This is a genomic window from Kitasatospora sp. NPDC092286, assembly GCF_044755565.1.
GTDB lineage: Bacteria > Actinomycetota > Actinomycetes > Streptomycetales > Streptomycetaceae > Kitasatospora.
Window position 1 is genome coordinate 68,515 of record NZ_JBIVRD010000029.1, and the last position, 21,592, is coordinate 90,106.

The 21,592-nt window shown below is 73.7% G+C and carries 12 protein-coding genes; 7 read left to right on the forward strand and 5 right to left on the reverse strand.

All coding sequences use genetic code 11. The annotated features are described in order from the left end of the window. Window positions 1-3: 3 nt before the first annotated feature. Genes ACIQIB_RS26825 through ACIQIB_RS26835 form a run of 3 tightly spaced genes read right to left on the reverse strand, consistent with a single transcriptional unit; the run spans window position 4 to window position 6,766 of the window. Entirely contained in the window at window positions 4-489 is a 486-nt protein-coding gene (locus tag ACIQIB_RS26825) for an acyl-CoA thioesterase (protein ID WP_400655873.1), read from the reverse strand. Beyond that, window positions 486-5,375, reverse strand: coding sequence for an SDR family oxidoreductase (locus ACIQIB_RS26830; RefSeq protein WP_400761145.1), 4,890 nt, complete (start codon window positions 5,373-5,375; stop codon window positions 486-488). Before ACIQIB_RS26830 ends, ACIQIB_RS26825 begins: the two co-directional genes overlap by 4 nt. Next, a complete protein-coding gene (locus ACIQIB_RS26835) occupies window positions 5,372-6,766 on the reverse strand; it encodes an acyltransferase domain-containing protein (RefSeq protein ID WP_400761148.1) in 1,395 nt (464 codons plus the stop codon). Before ACIQIB_RS26835 ends, ACIQIB_RS26830 begins: the two co-directional genes overlap by 4 nt. A 500-nt stretch (window positions 6,767-7,266) precedes the next feature. On the opposite strand from ACIQIB_RS26835, the gene ACIQIB_RS26840 reads away from it, so the two are divergent. From ACIQIB_RS26840 to ACIQIB_RS26860, 5 genes are all read left to right on the forward strand, one after another. Then, window positions 7,267-8,658: a hypothetical protein gene (locus tag ACIQIB_RS26840; protein WP_363608046.1), complete on the forward strand. Its 1,392-nt coding sequence runs from the start codon at window positions 7,267-7,269 to the stop codon at window positions 8,656-8,658. Between the two features lie 318 nt (window positions 8,659-8,976). Beyond that, window positions 8,977-10,947 carry a LodA/GoxA family CTQ-dependent oxidase gene (locus ACIQIB_RS26845; protein WP_363608045.1) on the forward strand — a complete coding sequence of 657 codons (1,971 nt, stop codon included), beginning with the start codon at window positions 8,977-8,979 and terminating at the stop codon, window positions 10,945-10,947. Then, complete coding sequence (locus tag ACIQIB_RS26850) at window positions 10,944-12,200, forward strand: NAD(P)/FAD-dependent oxidoreductase (RefSeq protein WP_400761151.1); 1,257 nt, start codon at window positions 10,944-10,946, stop codon at window positions 12,198-12,200. Before ACIQIB_RS26845 ends, ACIQIB_RS26850 begins: the two co-directional genes overlap by 4 nt. Before the next feature lie 253 nt (window positions 12,201-12,453). Further along, complete coding sequence (locus tag ACIQIB_RS26855) at window positions 12,454-13,107, forward strand: RNA polymerase sigma factor (protein WP_400655888.1); 654 nt, start codon at window positions 12,454-12,456, stop codon at window positions 13,105-13,107. Next, window positions 13,104-13,877 carry a hypothetical protein gene (locus tag ACIQIB_RS26860; RefSeq protein WP_400761153.1) on the forward strand — a complete coding sequence of 258 codons (774 nt, stop codon included), beginning with the start codon at window positions 13,104-13,106 and terminating at the stop codon, window positions 13,875-13,877. Before ACIQIB_RS26855 ends, ACIQIB_RS26860 begins: the two co-directional genes overlap by 4 nt. A gap of 47 nt (window positions 13,878-13,924) precedes the next feature. On the opposite strand, the gene ACIQIB_RS26865 is transcribed toward ACIQIB_RS26860, so the two are convergent. Continuing rightward, the gene (locus tag ACIQIB_RS26865; protein ID WP_363608041.1) at window positions 13,925-14,920 is read right to left on the reverse strand and encodes a LuxR C-terminal-related transcriptional regulator; all 996 of its coding nucleotides are present in this window, start codon (window positions 14,918-14,920) and stop codon (window positions 13,925-13,927) included. 401 nt (window positions 14,921-15,321) lie between these two features. Between ACIQIB_RS26865 and ACIQIB_RS26870 the strand changes: the two genes are divergently transcribed. Both ACIQIB_RS26870 and ACIQIB_RS26875 read left to right on the forward strand, forming a co-directional pair. After that, window positions 15,322-15,507 (forward strand): hypothetical protein, encoded by a 186-nt coding sequence (locus tag ACIQIB_RS26870; RefSeq protein ID WP_400761156.1) that lies wholly within the window; start codon window positions 15,322-15,324, stop codon window positions 15,505-15,507. A gap of 262 nt (window positions 15,508-15,769) precedes the next feature. Next, window positions 15,770-16,669 carry a hypothetical protein gene (locus ACIQIB_RS26875; RefSeq protein ID WP_400761158.1) on the forward strand — a complete coding sequence of 300 codons (900 nt, stop codon included), beginning with the start codon at window positions 15,770-15,772 and terminating at the stop codon, window positions 16,667-16,669. A 94-nt stretch (window positions 16,670-16,763) separates the two neighbouring features. Here the strand turns inward: ACIQIB_RS26875 and ACIQIB_RS26880 are convergent, their stop codons facing one another. After that, complete coding sequence (locus ACIQIB_RS26880) at window positions 16,764-21,575, reverse strand: DNA repair ATPase (RefSeq protein WP_400761160.1); 4,812 nt, start codon at window positions 21,573-21,575, stop codon at window positions 16,764-16,766. Window positions 21,576-21,592 lie beyond the last annotated feature (17 nt).

Genomic DNA, 21,592 nt, shown 5'->3' on the forward strand with positions numbered 1-21,592 from the left:
CTCCTAGGTGAGAGCGCGGGTCAGATCTGTCCCGAAGTGCGCGCAGGCGTCGAGGATTTCCGCGGGCCAGGGGGCAGGGGCGAAGGTGCTGCCGTCGCGGTGGACGTTGGCCCACATCTGCTCGCCGCGGGCGACCAGGTCCTCCCGGCCCTCACTGGTCCGGTAGAAGGCGAAGTCGCCCTTCATGAAGTGCAGTCGCACCCAAGGGATGGTGAGCCGCACCAGGATCCGGTCGGCGGCCCAGATCTCCCCGAGGTACTCGCAGGAGGCGGAGGAGGTGAGCATGGTGAGTTCACCGGTGAGACCGCCCATGTAGCGGGGGCAGTAGGCGCAGCCGAAGCGCTCACGGCATTCGCCCTGCCACCTGAAGAGATGGGCGAAATAGACGAAGCCGGCGCCGCTGGTCTCGCCGAAGGTGACGATGTGCTCCATCTCGTACCAGCGGAGTTGTGCTGGGGCGGGGCGGGGCGGGGCCGCTTCCGGAGTCATGGTGCGACCTCCGTGTCCGGGTGTCCGCGGTCCGGCAGGAGCACCGCGTCCAGTGTGGCGAAGACCTGGCAGTGCAGGCCGGTGATTTGGGCGAGGACGGTGCCGTCGGGGGCGAACGCGGTGTACCGGTCCTGCGTGAGCTCTCCGTGCAGACCGATGCCCGCCGGGTGGTGGGTGGCGAGTTCGCTGTCCGGGCCGGGAGTGCGGATGTCCAGGCGGTCGATGCCGGTCGGGGCCTGCACGGCGACCTTGCCGGGACCGGTGAGCCGGAAACAGCAGGTACGGCCGAGGGCGTCGAGGAGCAGGACGGGCAGGACGGCGTGGCTGAAGGCGTCCTCGTGGGCGAGCAGCGGCTGGAAGCGCCCCTCGGCCCGTTCCTCGTCGGCGAGGATGTCGACCGTGTTCCGGAAGACTCCGGTCAGGCGGATCGGTGAGTCGGAGCGGCAGAGGGGGTCGGTCTGCCTGGTCCCGGCAGCCAGGGGCGGGGTGTCCCAGTGCGGTGGTGGCTCCTGCGGGGGGCCCAGCAGCACCTCGAGAGTGGCATGGCAGCGGTCCGAACGCAGCACCCGGCCGCCCGGGGTACGCACATCGGAGAGCACGCGGACCCGGACGGTCCGGTGGGTGGCGGAGTCCTGCGCGGTGGTGTCCTCGGCGACGATGCGGTACTTGGTGGGGCCCGGGGTGCGTGGATCGGCCCGGACGAACTCCTGGAAGCGGATGTCGCGCAGCTGGCGGACCGGCATGCCGGGGTGGAGCCGGCCTGCGGCCTCGGCGGCCATGGCCACCATGGCCATACCCGGGAGTGTCGGCCGCCCGTCGACGAGGTGCTCCAGGAGGTAGCGGTCGTGCCCGGGGCTCAGGGCCCAGTCCCAGCGTGCCCGGCCGGGTGATGTCTCGACGGGTTCGCCGAGCAGGCCGGCCGGGACGCCGCGGGTATCGGCGGTGTCGGTGGCGTCGGCGGTGTCGAAGGTCGCGAGTACCCGGGGGAAGCGGCGCTCGGCGATCTGCCGGTCGTATCCGGTCGTGTAGACGGGGGCGGGCTCGGCCGGGCGGGCCGAGACGAGTTCGGAGAGCCAGTAGGCGCAGCCTTCGGAGTTGCTCACCCCGGTGCGTACTCCCGTGCGCTCCAGGCGTTGGCGGGTCGCCTCGGCGGCGGCCGATCCGGCCTCCTCCCACAGGCCCCAGTTGACGGTCACGGCCGTACCGCCGAGGAGCCGGGACTCGTAGCGTGCCGCGGCGGCGAGGTACTCGCTGCCCGCCGTGTAGTCGGTCTCGCCGGGCAGGCCGAACAGCACGATCGAGGACCCGAAGTTGCACCAGCGCCGGGGCGGCGCGGCGGCGAACGCCGCCTTGAGGTGGCGGTATCCGGCGATCTTGGTGTCCTTGACGCGCCGGAAGCCGGCCAGTGTCTTCGTCGTGTACTGGGCCGACTCCTGGCTGAACGCCGAGTTCAGCAGGAGGTCGATCCGCGGGTGGCGGGACGTGATGGTGGCGACCACCCGCTCCACGGCGGCCCGGTCGGTGATGTCGCACTGCTGGTAGTGGACCCGCTCCGCACCGCACAGCCTGCGCAGTCGGCGCAGGTTCGTGGCGGCCTCCCGGGCGAGCCAGTTCCGGTCGAAGGTGCGGCTCAGTTCCGCGATCGGGGGCCCGGGGCGCTCGGTGGTGCCGCGTCGGATGAAGTCGGCGCGCAGCTGTGCCTCGTCGCCGTCCGCCGCGTCGAGGAGTTCCGGCGGTACGGAGCCGGGGTCGCTGCGGCCGAGGAGCCAGATCACCGGCCGGTGTCTGCGGGCCAGTTCGGCCAGGGCCACGGCGGCGATGCCGCGGGCTCCGCCCACCGCGACGACCACCGGCTCCGGTCCCAGCGCGTCCACCGGATCGCCGGGGCCCGGTACGGGCAGCGGGGCCGGGCAGAGCAGTTCGGTGTGCCGCAGCCCGCCCTGGTAGTACGCCACCGGGGCGTCGCGGTCTGCGGCACTCTCGGCGGCGAGCTCGTGCAGCGCGCCGTCCAGTGGTGCGTCGGTGACCAGCGCGAAGGCCCGGTCCCGGGGGATCTCCCAGCCCAGGGCGCGGACGAATCCGGTGAACTGCGCGCTGTCGGGGTGGACTTGGAGATCGGGGAGCGGATCGAGCACGGTGACGGCGAAGCTTCCCCGGGTCAGCCGCTCACCGCAGCGTTTGGCGGCGAGCAGAGCGAATTCCAGCAGTCGGTCCAGGGCCGGGTCCTGGAGGTACCAGTCCTCGACGGGGCGGTGGACGGCGGCGAAGACGCGGATGTCGGGGCGCTGGGCGGCGATCCGGTCGAGGACGGCGTCCGCACTCGACTCGTCGGTGATCTCCGGGACCACCGCGGCGACGGAGGGCGGGGTGGCCGGATCGGTGCTCACCAGCAGGGCGCCCGCGGCTGCGGCCGTGCCGGCCAGTTGCGCGGCCAGTCGCGCGGAACCCACCAGTATCACGGACGACGGGGGGACGGCCGCTCCCGCCTCGGCCGCCGGCCGGGCATCGCTGCGCCGCAGGGCGATCGCGCCCCGGCTGCTGCGTGCCGGATCGCCGTCGTGCTGCCGGGAGCCGGGCGGGGTGAGCGTGACGAGCAGGCCGGGCGAGGCGCCGACCGACTCGGCCCGTTCGCCGCGGACGAGGCGGCGCAGCAGCTCGACGGCGCCCTGCGCGCCCAGGTAGTCATGGCTGTCCGCCGTGGGCCGGGCGGTGTCGTTCGCCTCACGCAGTGTGGTCGTCGTGAGGTGGGCCAGCACGGGCCAGCCCCGCTCGCGGGCGACCGAGGCCCGGGTGAGGGCGAGCAGGAAGGCGCCTTCGGCGAGCCGGGCCCGGTCGGACTCGGTGAAGTCCGCGGTCTCCGGGGTGGTGGAGCTGTTCAGCGCCAGTACCAGGGCCAGTTTCATCCGTCGTTGCCGCAGGTGGCGCGCGGCGACGTGGAGGGCGGTGAGAGCCGAGGTGGCGCCGCTGTCGATGGACATGGTGGGGCCGTGCAGGTCCCAGCGGTTGGCGATGCGGTAGGCGGCCAGGTCGGGAACGCTGCCGGTGAGCGACTCGTCGGTGATCCGCTGCCTGGCGCGTACCTGTGCCAGTACCGCGTCGAAGGCGGCCTGCTCGTCGTCGTTCCACGGCACGGCCTCCAGGTCTCCCGAGGCCGCGCGGACGGTGGCGTCGGCCCAGCTCTCGGAGGGGCCGTAGTGGGCGGACAGGATGCCGGTGTCCTCCCGCAGGCCGTCCCACAGTTCGCCGTGCTCAAGGACGAACCGGTGCGCGACGTCCAGGGCCATGCGATGGCTGCGGTCGATGACGTCGGTGACGACCGGGGGCAGCCGGGTCGCGGCGAAGTCCGACGCCGGGTAGGCGTCCCCGAAGCCGTGCGGGGGCGGGCCCTCGCCGGTGGCGAGCCAGTGGTGCACGTCCTCCGGCTCGGGCCGGCCGGGCAGCCAGGCGCTCCACGCGGTGAGCACCAGCGGGTCGTCCTGTTCCCGCTGCGGCCGGGACCCGTCGTGTGCGGGGGCCTGCGGACGGTCACGGACCAGCAGGTGGGCGTTGGCCCCGCCGACTCCGGATCCGCTGATCCCGACCACCCGCGGCCGGTCCCCGGCGGGCCAGCTGACATCCCCAGTCGGTACGTGTACCAACGTACCGGCGAGTGCCGGGTGCGGGGTCGTGAACCGGCGCTGGCCGGGGATCGTACCGTGTTCGAGGGCCTTCACCGCATGGATGACGGAGAGGCCGCCGGCCGCCCAGGCGGCGTGTCCGAGCAGCGACTTGTTCGAGGTGCACAGCAGGCACCGGCCGGGCCCTGCCGCGTCCACCAGGCCGTCGATCTCCACCTGGTCGCCCTTGAGTGTGCCGGTGCCGTGTGCGATCACCCACGAGACGTCGTCCGCCGTCACCGTGCCGTCGGCCCAGGCAAGCGTAATGGCGCGGCGGAGCCCGTCGGGGTGGGGCGTGGATATGGTCGTGCCGCGTCCGTCGGTGGCCAGACCCGTGCCGCTGATCACCGCGAGCACCCGGTCGCCGTCCGCGACGGCCCGGTCGTACCGCTTGATGGCGATCATGGTGGCGGCCTCGGAGAACAGCGTGCCGTCCGCGTTCGCGTCGAAGGCCCGCACATCCCCGCTCCCGGACATGCCCTGGAACTTGGCCGCGGTGACCGCCATGAGCCGGCCGATGCCGTTGAGCGATCCGCAGTAGGCGATGTCGCAGTCACCGGCCAGCAGACTCGCGATGCCGAGGTCGACGGCGTACAGGGAGGAGGCGCAGGCGGCGGTGACCGCCAGCCAGTCGCTGTCCTCGGGGAGCAGCCCGGTCGCCGCCCGGCGCACCACCAGATCCGGCAGTACCAGACGCGGGCGGGGGCTCGCGTCGGTGTAGCGGCCACGCAGCCGGGTGAGCAGCCGTTGCTCGTACGCGGTGCGGGCGGCGCTCCCCGAGGCCAGTCCACGTGCCATGTGGCGTGCCAGGTACGAGGCCAGCAGGGTGTCCTCGGCGGCCAGCGTGGCCCCCGTCCAGGTCGCGACGTAGCAGCCCGCGCGCCGGCCGGGGCGCGGGCCGGCGCCGTCCAGCGCCTGAAGCAGGCAGTGCCGCAGCCACAGCACCTCGCTGTCGCTCGGCCCCCAGTCGCCGCGCTCGATCTCGGCGGCGAGGACGGGATGGGGGCGGAACCCGGAGATGTACCCGCCGTCGCGGCCGAAGGTGCGGTCCTCGGCCTCTGGGTCCGGTGAGTGGATGAGGTCCCCGTCGAAGCGGACCGGCGGGCGGAACCGGCGCTCGTCCGAGGTGAGGACCCGCCACACCTCCTCGGGGCTGTTCGCGCCCGGTGCGACGGCCCCCATCCCGACAACCGCGACCGAGCGGTCCGCAGGTCCGGTACGCGATGTCATGATCCGTCACCTTCGGCCGCCGGTCGCCCTGCCGCGAGCTGCCGGAGCAGCTCCGCGACCTGGCCGACGGTGCGGTAGGAGGCGACCCGTACCTGTTCGGGCGGCGTCGGCAGGCGGAAGAGGTCCAGGAGACGGACGAACGCCTGGGTGTGCTTGAGGGACGAGACCCCCAGTTCGGCCTCCAGCTCGGAGTCCTCCTCGATGACCTCGACGGGGTACTGGAGGGCGTCGGCGTAGACCTGCCGGATGCGCGTGACGAGTTCGTCGTGCGGAGGCAGCCCGGCGGCTGCGGACTCTGCGCCCGTGGCCTCGGCGGTTGTGGCCGCGGGCACGGCACCCGGGTGAGGCGTGAGATCAGGCACCGGTCCGGGTACGGTGCCGGCTGTTGCGGGTGCGGTGCCCGGCGGCTCGGACGCGGGCAGGACCGGGCCGGCCGGTGTCGGCGGGGCTTCGTCGGCCGGTGCCCCGAGGGCGACGGGCTTCGCGTCGACGGCCCCGTCCCCCGAGAGCAGCGACCCGACGCGCTCGCGCAGCACCGACGCCGCCGCCCGTCCGGGCAGGAGGGGGACCGCGCTCGCACCGGCCGGAAGATTCGCGGACACCAGGTCGCTCAGCACACTGCGGGCACCGCACTCGACGAACGTCGCGACGCCGTCGCTGTACAGCCGCGTCAACGTCTCCCGGAAGCCGACGGGCAGGATGAGCAACCCGTCCAGCAGTTCCCGGACCTCCGCCCGGCTGGACAGGTACCGGCCCAGCTGCGGCGAGTACACCGGCGTCGTGGGTGGCCGGATCGGCACATCCGCGGTGGCCAGCGCGAACCGGTGGGCCGCCGCGGCCAGCATCGGGTTGTGGTAGGCGCCGGGAATGCCGAGCACAGTGGCCTTCACCCCGGCCGTCCCGGCCAGTTGCCGTACCACGTCGACGGCGTCGGCGCGCCCGGAGACCACCACCTGGCGGGGGCCGTTGTCGACGGCGACGGTCAGCGAGCCGTCGCCCGCGGCGCCGCACAGGTGCCGCGCCCGGTGGACATCGGTGTCGAGGGCGAGCATCGCGCCCGGTGGCAGGTCTGCCTCGGTCACGGCCTTCAACCGTTCGCAGAGCAGCCGCGCACCGTCCGCGACGCCGAGCGCACCCGCGACGACCAGCGCCGTCACCTCGCCGCTGCTGTGTCCCAGGAGGACATCGGCGCGGACACCGGCCTGTTCGAGGATGTCGGCCAGCACGAGGGAGGTGGAGTAGAAGCCGAGCCACAGGTGCTCGGGGCCTTCGGGAGTCTCGGGGCCCTCGGGGGTCCTGGGGATCCGAGCGTCGGTGCTCTGCAGCAGCAGTGGCGAGACCGGCCCCCAGCCGTACTCGGCGGCGGCCTTGTCCACCTCCTTCAGGAGCATGCGATGCTCCTGGATCCCGTTGGCATGTGGCCGGAAGGCGCCTGCCAGGTGCGCCCCCGGACTGGTGAACATCCATGCGGATCTCGCCATTTCGGACTCCGCTTTTCCTGAATACCGGGCACTGGGGCAGAGGGGAGAGCAGTGGATCGCCCCGGGCGACCGGTAGCCCACGCAGATGCTGTACGGGAGGACGCTCGAACGGTGCGTTCTCCGTCCGCCGGGGCCGCTCCTCCTCCGAGGGTCGATACCTGCCAGTAGACGGCGGCGGCCACCCGGGCACAAGGAGTTCGGCGGACGGATACGTTGAGGGCGTTGCATGTTGTGAACTTGTGAAATCGGCCGGGTGCGGGACGGCGTTCCAGGCCGGGTCCGGCGGATTGCCGCCCGGGGCCCGGCACCCCTTTCATATCGGCGGTTCGAGCGGCGAGGCGCTCTTGAGGTCGTTGCCTCCTCCGGTCGCCGCGAAGGGTGGCGGGCCGTGCCCGAGCAGGGAGAACGCCATGACCGCACGCCCTCCCAACGTCCGGCTGCGCGCGTTGCTGGACGAGGCCTCCTGGACGGGCCGGGGTCTGGCCGAGGCCGTCAACGGCGCGGGCCGGGAGAGCGGCCTGGTGCTCACCTACGGCCGGGCCGCGGTGTGCCGCTGGCTGGCCGGTACCCGGCCGCCCGCGCGGATCGCGGTACTGGTCGCCGAGGTGCTCACCCGCCGGATCGGGCGACCGGTCGCGATCGCGGAGACCGGCCTGACCGGTCTCACGGGCCTCACCGCCCCGGAGGGTGCGGTTCCGGTCCTCGGCGACCGGTGCGGCGTGCGCCAGCTGGTCGAACTGTGTGCTGCCGACGCCGATCCCGCCCGTCGCCCCGCGTTACGTCACACCGTCTACCACGAGATCCAACTCGCCGCGCCCAGCCGGGCCGAGGAGACGCCCGCGAGGCCGGCGGCAAGGAACCGGCCGGGGCCGAGTACCCGGTTCGGGCTGTCGCGGGCCGAGATGGTGGAGACGATGACCGCGATGTTCTCCCGGGCGGACGCCGCTTTCGGGGGCGGCCACACCCGTACCGCCCTGGTCGCCTATCTGGCGGGCGACGTCACGCTGTGGCTGCGGACCCACCGTGCCGCGACCGTTCCCGACCGCCTGCTGTCGTCCGCCGCGCTGCTGGTCTGCCTCGCCGGGTCCATGTGCTCCGACGAGCACCTGCACGGGCTTGCCCGCCGTTACCAGCTCGCCTCCCTCGGCCTGGCCCGCGAGAGCGGGGACGGTGTCACCGGCGCGATCGTGCTTCGCGGTATGAGTGAACACGCCTACGGTCTGGGCCACTTGCGCGAGGCCCACCTCCTCGCCGAGCGCGCCGCCGAACAGCACAGCTGGACGGCCCACATGACGGCCGCCTTCCTGATCGGCCAACTCGCCGTGACCACGGCGGCGAACGGGGACCGCGACCGCGCGCTGGCCCAGCTGCGCGAGGCTGAACGCCACCTGGCGAAAGCCGATCCCGGCGACAGTGGCCCCGGTGCCTACCATCCGGCCCAACTGGCCCGTCATCAGGCCGAGGTGCTGACCTCGACCGGCGACGTCACCGGTGCGATCGGCGCCCTCAAGCGGTCCCTCCGCCACCACCCGCCGTCCGAGCGGCGCTCCCGCGCCCTCACCGCGGCCCGGCTGGCCGAACTCCAGATCCGGGTCGGCCTGATCGAGGCGGCCTGCGTCACCGCGCAGGGTTTCTGCCGGGACTATCCCTGTCTGCGCTCGGCCCGCGTGACAGCCGCCCTGGAGCTGCTCCGCGCCTGCCTGGCGCCCTACCGCCGCACCGCGGCCGCCCGCGCCATGCTCGACCGGCTGGCCGCTTCCGCCGAGGCCTCGCCGCGTCCGGCCGGGGCGTGGGCGGCGTAGCCTCCGGCGTGCGGGGGCGGGGGCCGGCGTCGACCGGGCATTCGAACGCCGGCTCCCTTGATTGGCCGTACCCGGCGTGACGGGCGATGGCCCCGGTCACATGCTGGAGACGCGGACATCCCCGCGCGGCATCCCTTCGTGCACCCGTCAGCCGGTGTGCGGCCCACGCGCTCCCACGGTGGGGAGGGCGCGAAGCCGGCGGTACGGACCCCGGCGGTTCCGCCCGAAGCGGCCGCCGGCCACCGCCCGACCCCGGGGCGTCCGCGTCCGAGGCCCCGTCGTCCCGCCGGAGCCCGCGAGCTTCCAGGAGCCAGCCAGATGACCGCCATTGCCTATGTGAAGATCCACCCCGCGATCGGTGTCGCGCGGGTGGGCAACGGTGACACGTTCTTCTACGGACCGGAGACACCGGACGAGCCGCCCAGGAGCCCGGGCTCCTACAAGGAGGGCACCGGCAGGATCAAACGGCAGGCGGCGCGCTTCCGCGTCTACGGCTACGACAAGGACGGCAAGGTCGTCCGGGAGATCCTGGACGGACAGGGCGGTGCCGGTGTCGAGTGGACGGTCCACCTGGCCAACCGGAAGGCGGCCTGGTACAAGTTCTCGCTCGCGCTGGACATCCCCGAGGCCCAGAGCCTGTCGCAGGACCAGTACGAACGGCGCAACAACGCGCTCGCCAGGGACGTGCTGACCATCGACCCGGGCCCCCGGACGATCACGGGGGCGGGCCGGAGCGGCCAGAGCTTCGACACCGGGAAGATCAACAACATCCCCGTCCACCTGGGAGAGCTGCGGACCGACGACAAGGGCCGGCTCGTCGTCCTGGGCGGCAGGGGCAGCTCCGCCTCGTTCACCAGCCCGCCGTCCCCGCTCACCACCTTCGGCAACAACGAGGGCTGGTACGACGACATCTCCGACGGTCCGGTGACCGCCGAGGTCACCATCGACGGCACGTCGGTGGAGGTGAAACCGGCCTGGGTGGTGGTCGCACCCCCGAACTACGCGCCCGACGTCAAGGGCATCGTGACGCTCCACGACCTGCTGTACGACCTCTTCGTCCAGACCGGTGACCTGCCCGCCCCCACCACGGTCGTCTTCGACGAGCACATCAAGCCGCTGCTCCAGCGGTTCAACGGACACCAGTGGGTCAACCAGGGCTTCGCCGCCGAGTACGGCTGGAACGGCCCCAACGACTTCACCTCGCCCGGACTGCTCGCCGTCCTCGGCAGCAAGAAGGACCAGTACCACGACCTCCGCCAGCGCGTGTACTACCAGATGCGCAGCTACGACCGGGACGGCCTGTCCCCGCTGCCCTGGCCCTGGCTCTACGGGGACGCCATGGCCGTCCCCGCGAAGTCCCCCCGCCAGTACGGAGTCCTGACGACGACCCAGGACCAGATGCTCGCCCAGTGGGTGGACGGGAACTTCGACGACAAGACGAAGCACACCGCCTACCAGTCGCTGGACGGCGCTCCCGTGGAGCTGCAGCCCGGGCTGCTCGACCGGGCCGCCCTGGACTACTGTCTCGCCGACGCCTTCCACCCCGGCTGCGAGGTCACCTGGCCGATCCGCCACGACACCCTCTACGCCGAGCCGTTCCGGATCAGCCACCGCCCGGACGACGATCCCGAACCCGACTACGGTCAGTACCTCCTGCCGGAACGCGCGTTGTCGGCCAACGGCCCCCTGCACGCCCAGATGCCGGGCGGCCTCACCCGCTGGATGGGCGTCCCCTGGCAGACCGACACCGCGAGCTGCCGCTCCGGCTACGAACTCCGGGCCAACATCGGCCCCCGCTACAGCCCCTACCTGCCGTCCTTCTGGCCGGCCCGGGTGCCCAACCACGTGCTGAAGAAGACCGACTTCGACATCGTCAACCAGGCCCCGAACGGCACCATCACCGAGGACCGGCGTGAAGAGGCCTTCGTGAAGCGGGCGGTGTGGCTGCGGTTCCTGAGCCCGGACAAGCAGACCGGCCTGCGGAACATGGTCGACAACTGGTCCAAGTTCGGCGTCGTCGAGACCAACCCCTACACGGTGGACGACAAGTTCCCGAAGGCGATCCTGGTGGAGTCCACGCCCGACCCCTCGCTCGGCCCGGTCGACGACCGCCAGAACCTCGTCAACATCCATGTGCGCGAGGCCGGTCACCCCCGGCTGGCCGAGGAGCAGCGCGCCACCGTCGAGCAGCACGCGGCCGACGAGGTCGCCCGCACCAGCGTGTTCCGGCCCGAGGAGATCTCGGCCGGCTACCTCGCCAAGGTCGACCCGTTCCGGGACACCCGGTGACCACGGCGGCGGCGCCCACCGAGAGCCGCACGGCCCGCCGGTACGACACCGACCCGTACGCCGGTCCGTACGCCGACCCGGACACCGACCCGTACGCCGACCTGTACGACGGTCCGTACGCCGAGCGGTACGGGACCGACCGGTACGACGCCGTCGTCGCGGGCGGTGGCCCGGCGGGCGCCGCCGCCGCCCTCACCCTGGCCCGGGCCGGACGCACCGTCCTGCTCGCCGACGCGGGCGGCGGCCCGTCCAAGACCGGCGAGTCCCTCGTGCCCGCCGCCCGGCTGCTCCTCCACGACCTCGGCGTCGACATCCGGTCGCTCGACGCCGATCACCGCCCCTGCCGCGCCACCCTCTCCGCCTGGGGCTCACCGCACCTGCACCGGACGGACTTCATCACCGACCCGTACGGGCACGGCTGGCACCTCGACCGGCCCGCCTTCGACCGCCTGCTGCGCGCCGCCGTCCGCACGCACCGGGCGGACGTCGCCGAACGCGCCACGGTCACCCACCCCGCCCCCCACCCCGGCGGCGGATGGCAGGTGACCGTACGCGCCGACGGTGCGGCCCGCCCGGTGCGCTGCCGGTGGCTGGTCGACGCCACCGGCCGCCGTGCCTCGCTCGCGACCAGGTGCGGAGCCCGCCGCCACCGCTACGACCGGCTGATCGCCGTCCACCTGCGCCTGACCGCGGGCCCCGCCGACAGCGAGGGGGCCTCGCTCGTCGAGTCCGCCCCCGACGGCTGGTGGTACACCGCGCCCCACACCCCCGCCCACCGGCTCGTCACCTACTTCACCGACACCGACCTCGCCCCGCCCGGCCTCGGCCACCCAGGGGCCTTTCTCGACCGGCTCGCCGCCACCCGCCACACGGCCCGGCTCGCCGTCGGCCGCTCGCCCCTCGCGGGGGCTTCACCGCGCCGCTGCGCCGCGCACACCGCGCGGCTGGAGCCGCTCGCCGGCGAGGGCTGGATCGCGGCCGGGGACGCGGCGATCGCCTTCGACCCGCTCTCCTCGCAGGGCATCCTCACCGCCCTCTATTCGGGTCTCTGCGCGGGCCAGGCGATCGACGCCCGGCTCCGCGGCGAGGCCGGCGCGCTGGACGGCTACGCGGCGCGGCTGGGCGAGACCTTCGACGCCTACCGGTACGGCCACCGCCAGATCCACATCGGCGAGGAGCGGTGGCACAGCCGCCCGTTCTGGCAGCGCCGGCGGTCCCCGGGTGGGCCGGGTTCCCTCGCCCAGTTCATCTGACGTACCGTCAATTCTCTTTCACCTGGCATCAGAAGAAAACTTTCATGGCGGGCTCCGGGCGGCCGGCGTGTCTGACCAGGATGCTGTCCCGTGGCCCTGAACGCGGTCCGGCCCTCCGTGGGTTCGCAGAGGGCTGGACCTGCCTGTGCCGGGTGGGGGCCCTGCTGCCAGTACCGTCGACCGCGCGGCACCGCCCGGCCGCCGTGTGGTGCGGATCACGGCAACGGTGGTGGGCGGGCGGACAGGACGCGGTGTGGAGAAATCGATTCGAGCCCGGATACGGGCCGGGGACGCGGTGGCGTTCGGGCAGATCTTCGAGGATCACGCCCGCGCGGTGTACCGGCACGCCGTCCGGATGACCGGTGACCGGACCGTCGCCGAGGACGTGGTCTCGCTGACCTTCCTGGAGGCCTGGCGGCTGCGGGCGAAGGTCGAGGAGGAGGGCGAGAGCCTCCGGCCCTGGCTGCTGGGTATCGCCACCAACGTCATCCGCAACATCCGCCGGGCCGCCCGGCGGCACCAGCGGGCGCTCGCGAAACTGCCGCCGCGCGAGGTGGTCCCGGACTTCGCCGCCGAGCTGGCAGGACGGCTCGCCGATACCGAGCAACTCGCCGCCACCAAGGCCGCGTTGGAACAGCTGCGCCCGGCCGAGCGGGAGGTGTTCGCCCTGTGCGTGTGGGAGGGCATGGACCACGCGGCCGTCGCCGAAGCGCTGGGCAAGCCGGTCGGGACGGTCCGCTCCCGGCTGTCGCGCGCCCGCGGCAGGCTGCGGGACCTCGCGGCGAAGGAGCTGGCGGCCTCCCGGAAGACCGCCTCGGAGAAAGGCGTGCAACGCACGGCTGCCGACGGACAGGTAGCAGGTGACCGCGGGTTCGCGGTCCGGTCGAGCAAGGAGACGATCCGATGAACGCCACCCCCCAGTCCCGGTCTCGGCAGACCGAGCGGGAGGAACTGGCCCGGCTGCTGCCGGCCGTGGCCGATCCGGAGCTCCCTCGCGACCGCCATGTCCTGCTGAAGGAGCATCTGATGGACACCGTGACCGAGCAATCCCGGCGCGCGGCCAGGCGACGGACCCTGACCGTGCGGGTGGCGCTCCCGCTGGGCCTGGCCGCCGCCGCGGCCGGGATCGCGTTCACCGCCACGGCGGGCCGCCCCGTCACGTCCACGCCCGGCAGTGCCGGTGCCACCGCCGGGAGCCAGGTGCTGGGCGACATCACCAACGCGGCGTACACCCTGCAGAGCGGCGGCGACGACCTCGTCAGGCTGACCGTCCTGGAGTCGTACAAGCCGGTCGACGCGGCCCAGTTGCAGCGTGACCTGGACCGGCTCGGCGCCCGCACCCACGTCTACGCCGGCGAGCCCGACTGCCACGCCCCCGAGCCGGAGAGCCCCGCCGACCCGCCGGGCGACGGCGACGGCAACCCGGACTGGCTCGCCACCCACGGCTGGAACATCGAGAGCGAGGGACTCAAGCACGTCCTGACCATCCGCCCCGGCGCCATCCCGGCCGGCGTCCAGCTCTACATCTACCTCCCCATGGCCAAGGTCGACCCGGCCAACGGCTTCCGTGAGATGGAGGCCAACCTCATGAAGACCCCCGGCCCCACGTGCATGCCCAGCAAGACCTACAGCAACCCGCTGGCCAGCCTGTTCCCGACGCCGCCGCCGACGCCCTGAGCCGCGCTCCCCGGCGCCGCCGACGATGGTGCCGGGGAGTTGGCGGATCAGGCGGTGCCGGGCAGCCAGCCGTTCTGCACGGCGCGCGCGCCCGCCTGGAAGCGGCTGCGGGCGTCGAGGCGTTCCATCAGGTCGGTGGCGATGCGGCGGGCCGTGCGGGAGGAGACGCCGAGGCGCTTGGCGATGGCGTCGTCGGTGTGGCCGTCGGCGAGAAGGGTGAGCGCGGTGTTCTCCTGGGCGCTGAGTCCGTGCTTGTCCAGCGGGGTGGCACTGCCGAGGGGCTGGGCACCGGCCCAGACCGTCTCGAACAGGGCGCAGAGGGCGGTCAGCATGCCCTGCCCGTTGAGGACGACGGCGCCGGCGGCGGTGTCGTCGCTCTGGACGGGGATGACGGCGGTCGTCCGGTCGACGACGATCATCCGGGTGGGCAGCACCGGCACGGTGCGGACCTGACCGCCGTGCGAGGCAAGCCAGTTGACGTAGTCCACGGTGTGCGGACTGTTACGGACGCTGTCGAGGTAGACGGTGCGCATCCGGATGCCCCGCTCCAGGAGCGTCTGGTTGAGGGGTTTGGCGGCCTCGATGTTCTCGGGCTTCTGCCCGCCGTCGGGGGAGAAGGTCATGACCTCCTCGCGCATGCCGCGGGTGAGTGAGGCCAGGCGGTCGCGGATCTGGTCGAGGCCGACCAGGTGCTCGACGTCGGGGTGGCCGGTGCTGGGGCGCAGGTCGGCGTACTCGGCGATGAGCTGGGCGGCGGCCGCCCGGGAGGCCTCGATGCGCAGCTGCTGGGCCGCGAGTTCGGCCTGCTGGCGGGCCATCAGGATCTCCATCCCGATGTCGGGGGAGACCGCGCGCAGCTCGCCCTGCCGTTCGGCGGAGGGGCGGAGCAGGGACAGCTCGCTGAGCGTGTCCAGCGCCGCTCTGACCTGCTGCTCCGGGAGCGAGAGGCGTAGGGCGAGGGCGTCCACCCCGTCGTGCGGGCGGGCGAGCATCGCGCGGTAAACGGTTTCTGACGTGCTGTCCAGGCCAAGTGTTGTGAGCACCTGCCGCCCCCCCGGTAATAAATCTTGTTCGAGTCGCACGCGATCATTTCATATGAGGCATCCCCGGGCCAGCGTGCTGGACGGTTCAGGCCAAGGGGAAAGCCGCCCGAGGGGCGCCCCGGAAGCGAATTGTCCCGTTCGGCGGCCTCGCTCCAGATGTCATGGCTACATCACCTTGTGGCCCCGTCGCGCACCGGCCGTTGTCCGCTTCCGGCAGCGCGGGACGGAACGGTCCAGGGACGTTTCCGTCCACCGGAGAACTCTTCCGGAGGGCTGGAACTGGAACCAAACTGGTGATCGCCGGCAGGGAGCACCGCCCGAACGGCACACCGGTCGAAGCGTCACCGCGGGACGCGAGCACCGGAATCCATTGCCACGTCGCATCCGAAGGGGATACCACCATGTTCCGTACCGTCACCGCCAGGGCCGCCGCGGTCGCCGCCCTCGCCCTCGCCCTCTCCGGTCTGGTCCCCGCCCTCGCCGCCGCCGAGCAGGCCACCCCGGCGCTGCCCGCCGCCGCGACCGGCACCCCCGTGCCGACCGGCATCCCCACGACCATTCTGGCCGGCGACATGATCTGGGGCTGACCGCCCGCCCCGCCCGTCCGCAGGTCCCCGCCGACCGGCTGCTCCTGCAGGGCAGCCGTCCGCCACCGCGCAGTGTCCACTGCCCTGGGGGCCGGACCTTCAGGGTGGAAAGCCCAGCGCCGAAAGCCCTGTTCCGCACGCGCTGTTCCGCACGCGCTGTTCCGGAATACCCCGCCCTGAATTCGCAGCTCCGAAATGCCCCGTTCCGGCCCGTCCTGATCTGAAGAGGCCGGCTCTTTTCCGCCCGTAGAGGAGAACAGTCATGTCTCCGAAGCCTTCCAGGACCCTGCGTATCGTCCTGGCCGCCGCCTCGTCGCACGCCTCCTACGCCGGGTACGAGTTCAGCGGTTCCGGGGTCTGGCACCGGACGATCCCCTACCCCTACTTCGCCGGCCACGGAACCTACTTCCCGGTTCACGACAACGGCGTCGTCGACAGCCCCACCGCACCCGGGCTGAACGACAACCCGGCGGCGCTGCCGCCCGGAACGCTGGTCAAGGCGCCGGGCGGTTCGACGGTCAAGGTCATCGTCGACGGTGCCGGCCTGGCGATCACCGGCTCGGACGTGACCGCCGACGGCTACGACCTCTCGAAGATCGTCAACGTCACCGATGCGTCCTTCAACGCGCTCGCCGGCGCACCCTCGGCCGGGACGGTGGTCTACAACCAGGCGGGCAACGACCCGAGCCGCTACGTGACGGTCGGCGGCACCGCGCTGCCGATCAGCGCCGCGGAGTGGACCGCCAACGGGTATGACATCCGGCCGTTGACGGGTGTTCCGGGGCAGTGGCTCGCGGGTCGGGCGGGTGCGGTGATTCCGAACCGGACGATCGTGCGGGATGCGGCCGGTGGGAACTCGACGATCTATGTGACGGCCGGTGGGGTGGCGGTGCCGCTGAGCGGCGCGGACTACACGGCCTTCGGGTACGACCAGCTGCCGCTGCGTGGTGTTCCGGGTGCGTGGCTGTCGCAGGCGGCGGCGAAGGCCGCTCCGGTGAACGGGACGCTGCTGGTCTCGCCGGACAGCACGACGGTCTGGCTGGTGACCGGTGGGGCGAAGAAGGGCCTGACGGCCGCGGACTTCGGCCCGGGCAAGTACAGCCTCGACGACGTGGTGCGGGTGCCCACCGCGCTGACCGCGAAGCTCCCCACCGTCCAGTAACCGCACCCCCGCAGCGCCGCCCGGCCCTTCCGGCCGGGCGGGCCGAACCTATCGCGTGAGGGCGCGGTCGTGCCGCCGGGCCGGGAAAGTCGGACTATTGCGCGCCGGTCCAGGTGGCTTTCAACTCCTGCCAGCGGGCCGACTGTTCGGGGGTCAGGGTGCCCCGGAGTTCGGCCAGTTTGAGGAGCTGGGCCTCGGTTTCGGCGCCCAGGGACTGGGCCTCGGCGCGGTAGTGGTCGGTGAGGAGGGCGTCGAGTTCGGCGTCGGTCATGGCGGGGGCGAGGCGCTGGGCGAGTTTGGCCATGTTGCGGTAGGAGCCCTGGAGACGGAACGGGGGTTCGGTGCGGGTGCGGTCGTCCTGGGCGGCGGATGCGATGTAGGCGCGGTTGACCGTCAGGACCGTCTCGCGCAGCCGCAGCAGGCCGGCCAGGACGGCGGTCATCCGGTCGGTCTCGGCGGGCGGCCAGGGCCGGCTGAGCTCGCCGGGGGCCGGTTCGCCGGCGGCGCGGCGCAGCAGGGTGTCCAGGTCGGCGCGGTCGGCGGTGGCCAGCGGGGCGAGGTGGGGGCTGGCGGTGAGCGCGTTCTCGACGAAGCTCAGCGCGAAGAGGTCGGTGCGGCCCGCGATGACGTCGCCGAGGTTCCAGACGTCGGCGCGGTTGGCGAGCATGTCGGGCAGCCGGAAGAGCCGGCCGGTCTCGGTGTACGGGTTGGCGGCCATGACGACCGCGAAGCGCTTGCCGCGCAGGTCCCACTCGCGGGCCCGGCCGTCCCGGACGCCGTCGACGCGGCGCTGGGCGTCGCAGAGCGGGATGAACCGTTGCAGGAACTCGGCCGAGGTGTGCTGGATGTCGTCGAGGTAGAGCAGCACGTTGTTGCCCGCGTGGAGGGCGAAGTTGAGCTTCTCGACCTCGCGGCGGGCGGTGGCGTTGGGGGCCTCGGCCGGGTCGAGGGAGGTGACCCGGTGGCCGAGGGCGGGGCCGTCGACCTTGACCAGGAGCAGACCGAGCCGTTCGGCCAGGTACTCGACGAGGGTGGTCTTGCCGTAGCCGGGAGGGGAGACGAGCAGCAGCAGGCCGCTGCGGTCCGCCGGGGCGTGGCTGCCGGGGGCCTGGGCCGTGCCCAGCTGCTTGGCGAGGTTGTCGCCGACCAGCGGCAGGTAGACCTCGTCGATCAGCCGGTTGCGGACGAAGCCGTTGAGCGGTGCCGGGCGGTACTGCTCCAGCCGGAGCCGGTCGTGCTCGGCGGCCAGCAGGTCGGTGCGCAGGCGCTGGTAGGCACGGTACGCCGGGACGTCGTGGGTGGTGAAGTCGGCCGCCCGGGCGAGGAGTTCGTCCAGTCTGAGGTCGAGGCCGCCGCCGGGGAGCCGGGGGTGGTCGCCGAGCAGGCCGGTGAGCCGGGTGGTGACGGCGCCGCCCGCGGGGTAGCGGGGGAGGCCGGGGCAGAGCAGTGTGGCCGCCGCCTCGGCGAGGTCGTCGGCGGCGGCCCGGACGCCGGTGGCCGCGGTGCCGGCCTCCAGCCAGGCGTGCGCGAGCTGGCGCCGGGCGGGGAGGAGGGCCGGGTCGTCGGGCAGGGCGGCGAGGGCCTCGGTGAGGCCGGTCGCCTCGGGCGCGGCGTGGAACTTGTCGAGCAGCGCGGTGACGGCGGGCGGGGTGGCGAAGGCGAGGTCGGCGCGGGCCAGTTCCTCGACGAGGTAGCGTCCGGCGGGCTCGGCGGCCTGGGCGAACTCTCCCACGGCCGCGTCCAGTTCACGGGCCAGTGCGTCCAGCGCGGGGACCGGCCCGAAGGCGCTGCGGGCCAGCCCCAGCGAGCGGGCCCGGGTGCGCCAGACCAGCCGCTGCCGTTCGTCGGCGCCGTACGCCCAGTACAGCTGTGCGGCGGCGCGCGCCCCGGCGGGGTGGCGCAGCAGGCCGGCCTCGGCGTGCAGTCGCAGCAGCGCGCGGAGGATGGTGGTGGCGTCGTGGTCGTGGACGCCGCGCTGGTAGCCCTCGTCGTGCCGCTGCTCGGCGGCCCGGCGGACGAGTTCGTCCAGCGTGCCGTCGGCGGCGGCCTCGTGCAGCGGGTCGAGGCCGTCGGACTCGGCGGCGAGCAGCAGGCCGGCGGCGAGGTACTCGCCCCGGTAGATCCGGGCGCTCTCGGAGACCAGCGGCTGCTCCCAGTACCGCTCGGTGGCCGCGAAGGCGGGGTCGGTGACGGGGGAGCGGTAGTCGGTGCCGGTGAGGGCGAAGGCGGGGCGGCCCTGCCAGGGGACGAAGGTGAGTTCGGGCCGCTGGGTGGTGACGGCGAACAGGTGGCGGCCGAGCCGCAGGGTGCCGGGGCCGTCGCCGGCGAGGTCGGCGCGGTCGCGCAGGGCCCGGTGGGCCTGGCCGCGGGCGGCGCGGAGCCGGCCGGCCAGCTCCTCGGACCGCACCTGGTCGCCCGACGCGGCCAGCTGGGAGCAGAGTTCGCGCAGCTTGACGGCGGTCGGGTCGGCGGCGAGCGCGGCGTCGATCTCGGCCGCGGTGGTGAGGGCGGCGAGGCGGCGGCGCAGGGTGTCGAGGATGCGGTCGCCGGAGGCGGCCAGCCGGTCGGCCCGGCGGGCCCGGTCGTCGAGCAGGTGCTGGCGGCGGGTGGTGAGCGCGTCGTGGATCTCGGTGCGGCGGTCGGTGAGGTGTTCGGTGAGCGCCGGGTCGGCGTCGGCGAAGCGGGTCTCCAACTGCTCGATCCGCAGCAGGAGTCGGCCGAGCTGGTCGTCGCAGGCCTGCGGGGTGTCGGCGGCGGCGAGGGCGGCGGTGGTGGCCTGGGCGAGCAGGGCCGTCTCGGCGGCGAACTCGGCGGCGGCCTCGCGGGTGCGCAGTTCGCGGCGCCGGGTGGTGAGGGTGGCGCGGGCCCGGTTGAGCAGGCCGAGGACGTCGGAGAGCCGGTCCAGGATGCCGGTGCGGGTGGTGGCGTCGGCGAGGTCGAGGGTGGTGACCAGTTCGGAGACGGTCTGCAGGGCCTCGCTCTGCGCGGTCAGTTCCTCGCCGAGCGGTCCGGCCCCGGCGGCCGTGGTGAGGGCGGCGCAGGTGTCGGCGAGTGCGGTGGCCCGCTGCCGGTGGCCGGTGAAGGCGTCCGGCTCGGCGAGGTGGGTGACGGCGCGTTCGGCGGCCTCGGTCAGGCCCCCGGCGAGGTGGGCGGCGAGTCGGTCGATCCGCTCGGGGTCGGCGCGCGGCAGGTCGCGCAGGGCCTCCACCCGGCCCTGGGCCCGGCGCAGGGCGGTGAGCCGGTCGACCCAGGCGGTGGCGTCGGCGAGGGTCTCGCCGCGGACGACCCGGAGCAGGCCTTCGACGTGTTCGGTGGCCTGTTCGGTCTGCCGGGCGGCGTGGGCGGTGAGTTCGGCGACGGTCTCGTACTCGGCGATGACCTGCCGGGCGGTGTCGCGGATCTCGGCGAGCGGCCGGTGCAGGTCGCCGAGGCCCGGTTCGCCGAGCCAGTGGTGGCGGTCGGCGGTGCGGGTGCAGGCGGCCAGGACGGCCTGGTGGCCGGCCGGGGTGTCGGCGCCGGCGGCGGCCAGCCGGGCCAGCGAGAGGCAGTCGGCGAGGCCGCGGACCAGGTCGGCGTTGCCGATCCGGGCGAGCGGCCCCGCGCCGGCGGGCTGCGCGGCGGCGTACCGCTCGCTGGTGAACGGCGTCTGCCAGAGCTGCACCGGGTGGAGCCGGGTGGGCCCGTCGGTGTTGGGGCGCAGGGCGGTGAGCGTGCCGTCGTCGAGCAGCGCGAAGCCCTGGCAGAGCAGCGGGGCGGCGGCCTCCTGGCGGACGCTGTTGTAGGGGAGCAGCAGGGTGCGGCCGTCGGCGGGGGCGCGGAAGACGTACAGCACGTCCTCGCCGTTGGGCGCGGCGATCGTCCGCTCGTAGGCGAGCCCGTCGACCGGCTGGTCGAAGGTGCGGACGGTGCCGTCGGCGAGGTGGCAGCCGCCGGGGAAGGCGACGCCCTGGTCGCCGGGGAGCCGCAGGCAGGCCTGGCCGAGCGCGTCGATCCGGGTGACCCGGCCGGTGGGCAGGTGGCAGACCAGGTGGCGGACGGTCTCCTCCTGGTAGGGGCGGACCCGTACCAGCAGCAGGGTGCCGATCCGGGCGTGGGCGATCTGCGCGTCGGCGAGGGTCTGCAGTGCCTCGTCCAGCGGCTCCTGGTGGAGGAGGTCGCCGGCGGGGGTGGTGAGGGTGAGGGTGCCGCCCTCGGTGGCGAGCAGCAGGTCGCCGCCGAGGGAGACCCGGGGCGGCCGGCCGGGGAGCTGGTCGTCCCGGGTGAGCGCGGTCCACCCGACCTGCCGGCCGTCGGCGGGGGTGTGGTCGCGTTCGCCGTGCCCGTCCAGGTAGGCGGGGGTGTCGCCGTCGCCGGTCCGCCAGCGCAGCACGCGGACGTCCCCGGCGGCGGGGCCGGTGCGGAAGACGGCGAGCAGACGGCCGCCGACCGGGCGCAGCTGCTCCAGCCGGGCGTCGCGGTAGTAGCGGTGGAGTTCGGCGACGTCCTGCCGCAGCCGGGGGTCCGCCAGGAAGGAAGCGGCGGACGGCGATCCGGACGGTGCTCCGGGCTGCGTCTCGGACGGCGGGCCCGCCTCGGTGAGGTCGGGGTGGTGCAGGGTGAGGACGTCCTCGACGCCGGGCGGCCCGCCCGCGGCCGCGCCGTCGGCCGGCCGGTGGCCGAGCAGCAGCAGGCCGCCGGCCGCCGTGAGGTCCCGGGCGACGCAGGCCCGGGCGGTGGTGAGCCGGCCGGTGCCGGTGAGCCGCAGCTCGCGCCCGCCGAACTCCTCCGCCCGGCGGGCGTTGAGCTCCCCGGCGCGCTCGGCCAGTTCGGCGGCGGCCCGGGCGAGCCGGTCCCGCAGTACCTCGTAGGTGCCGGCGTCGAGCCGGGTACCCGCGTCGGGCCGTGCGCCCGTGTCGAGGACGTCCACGCTGGTCTCTCCCCTTG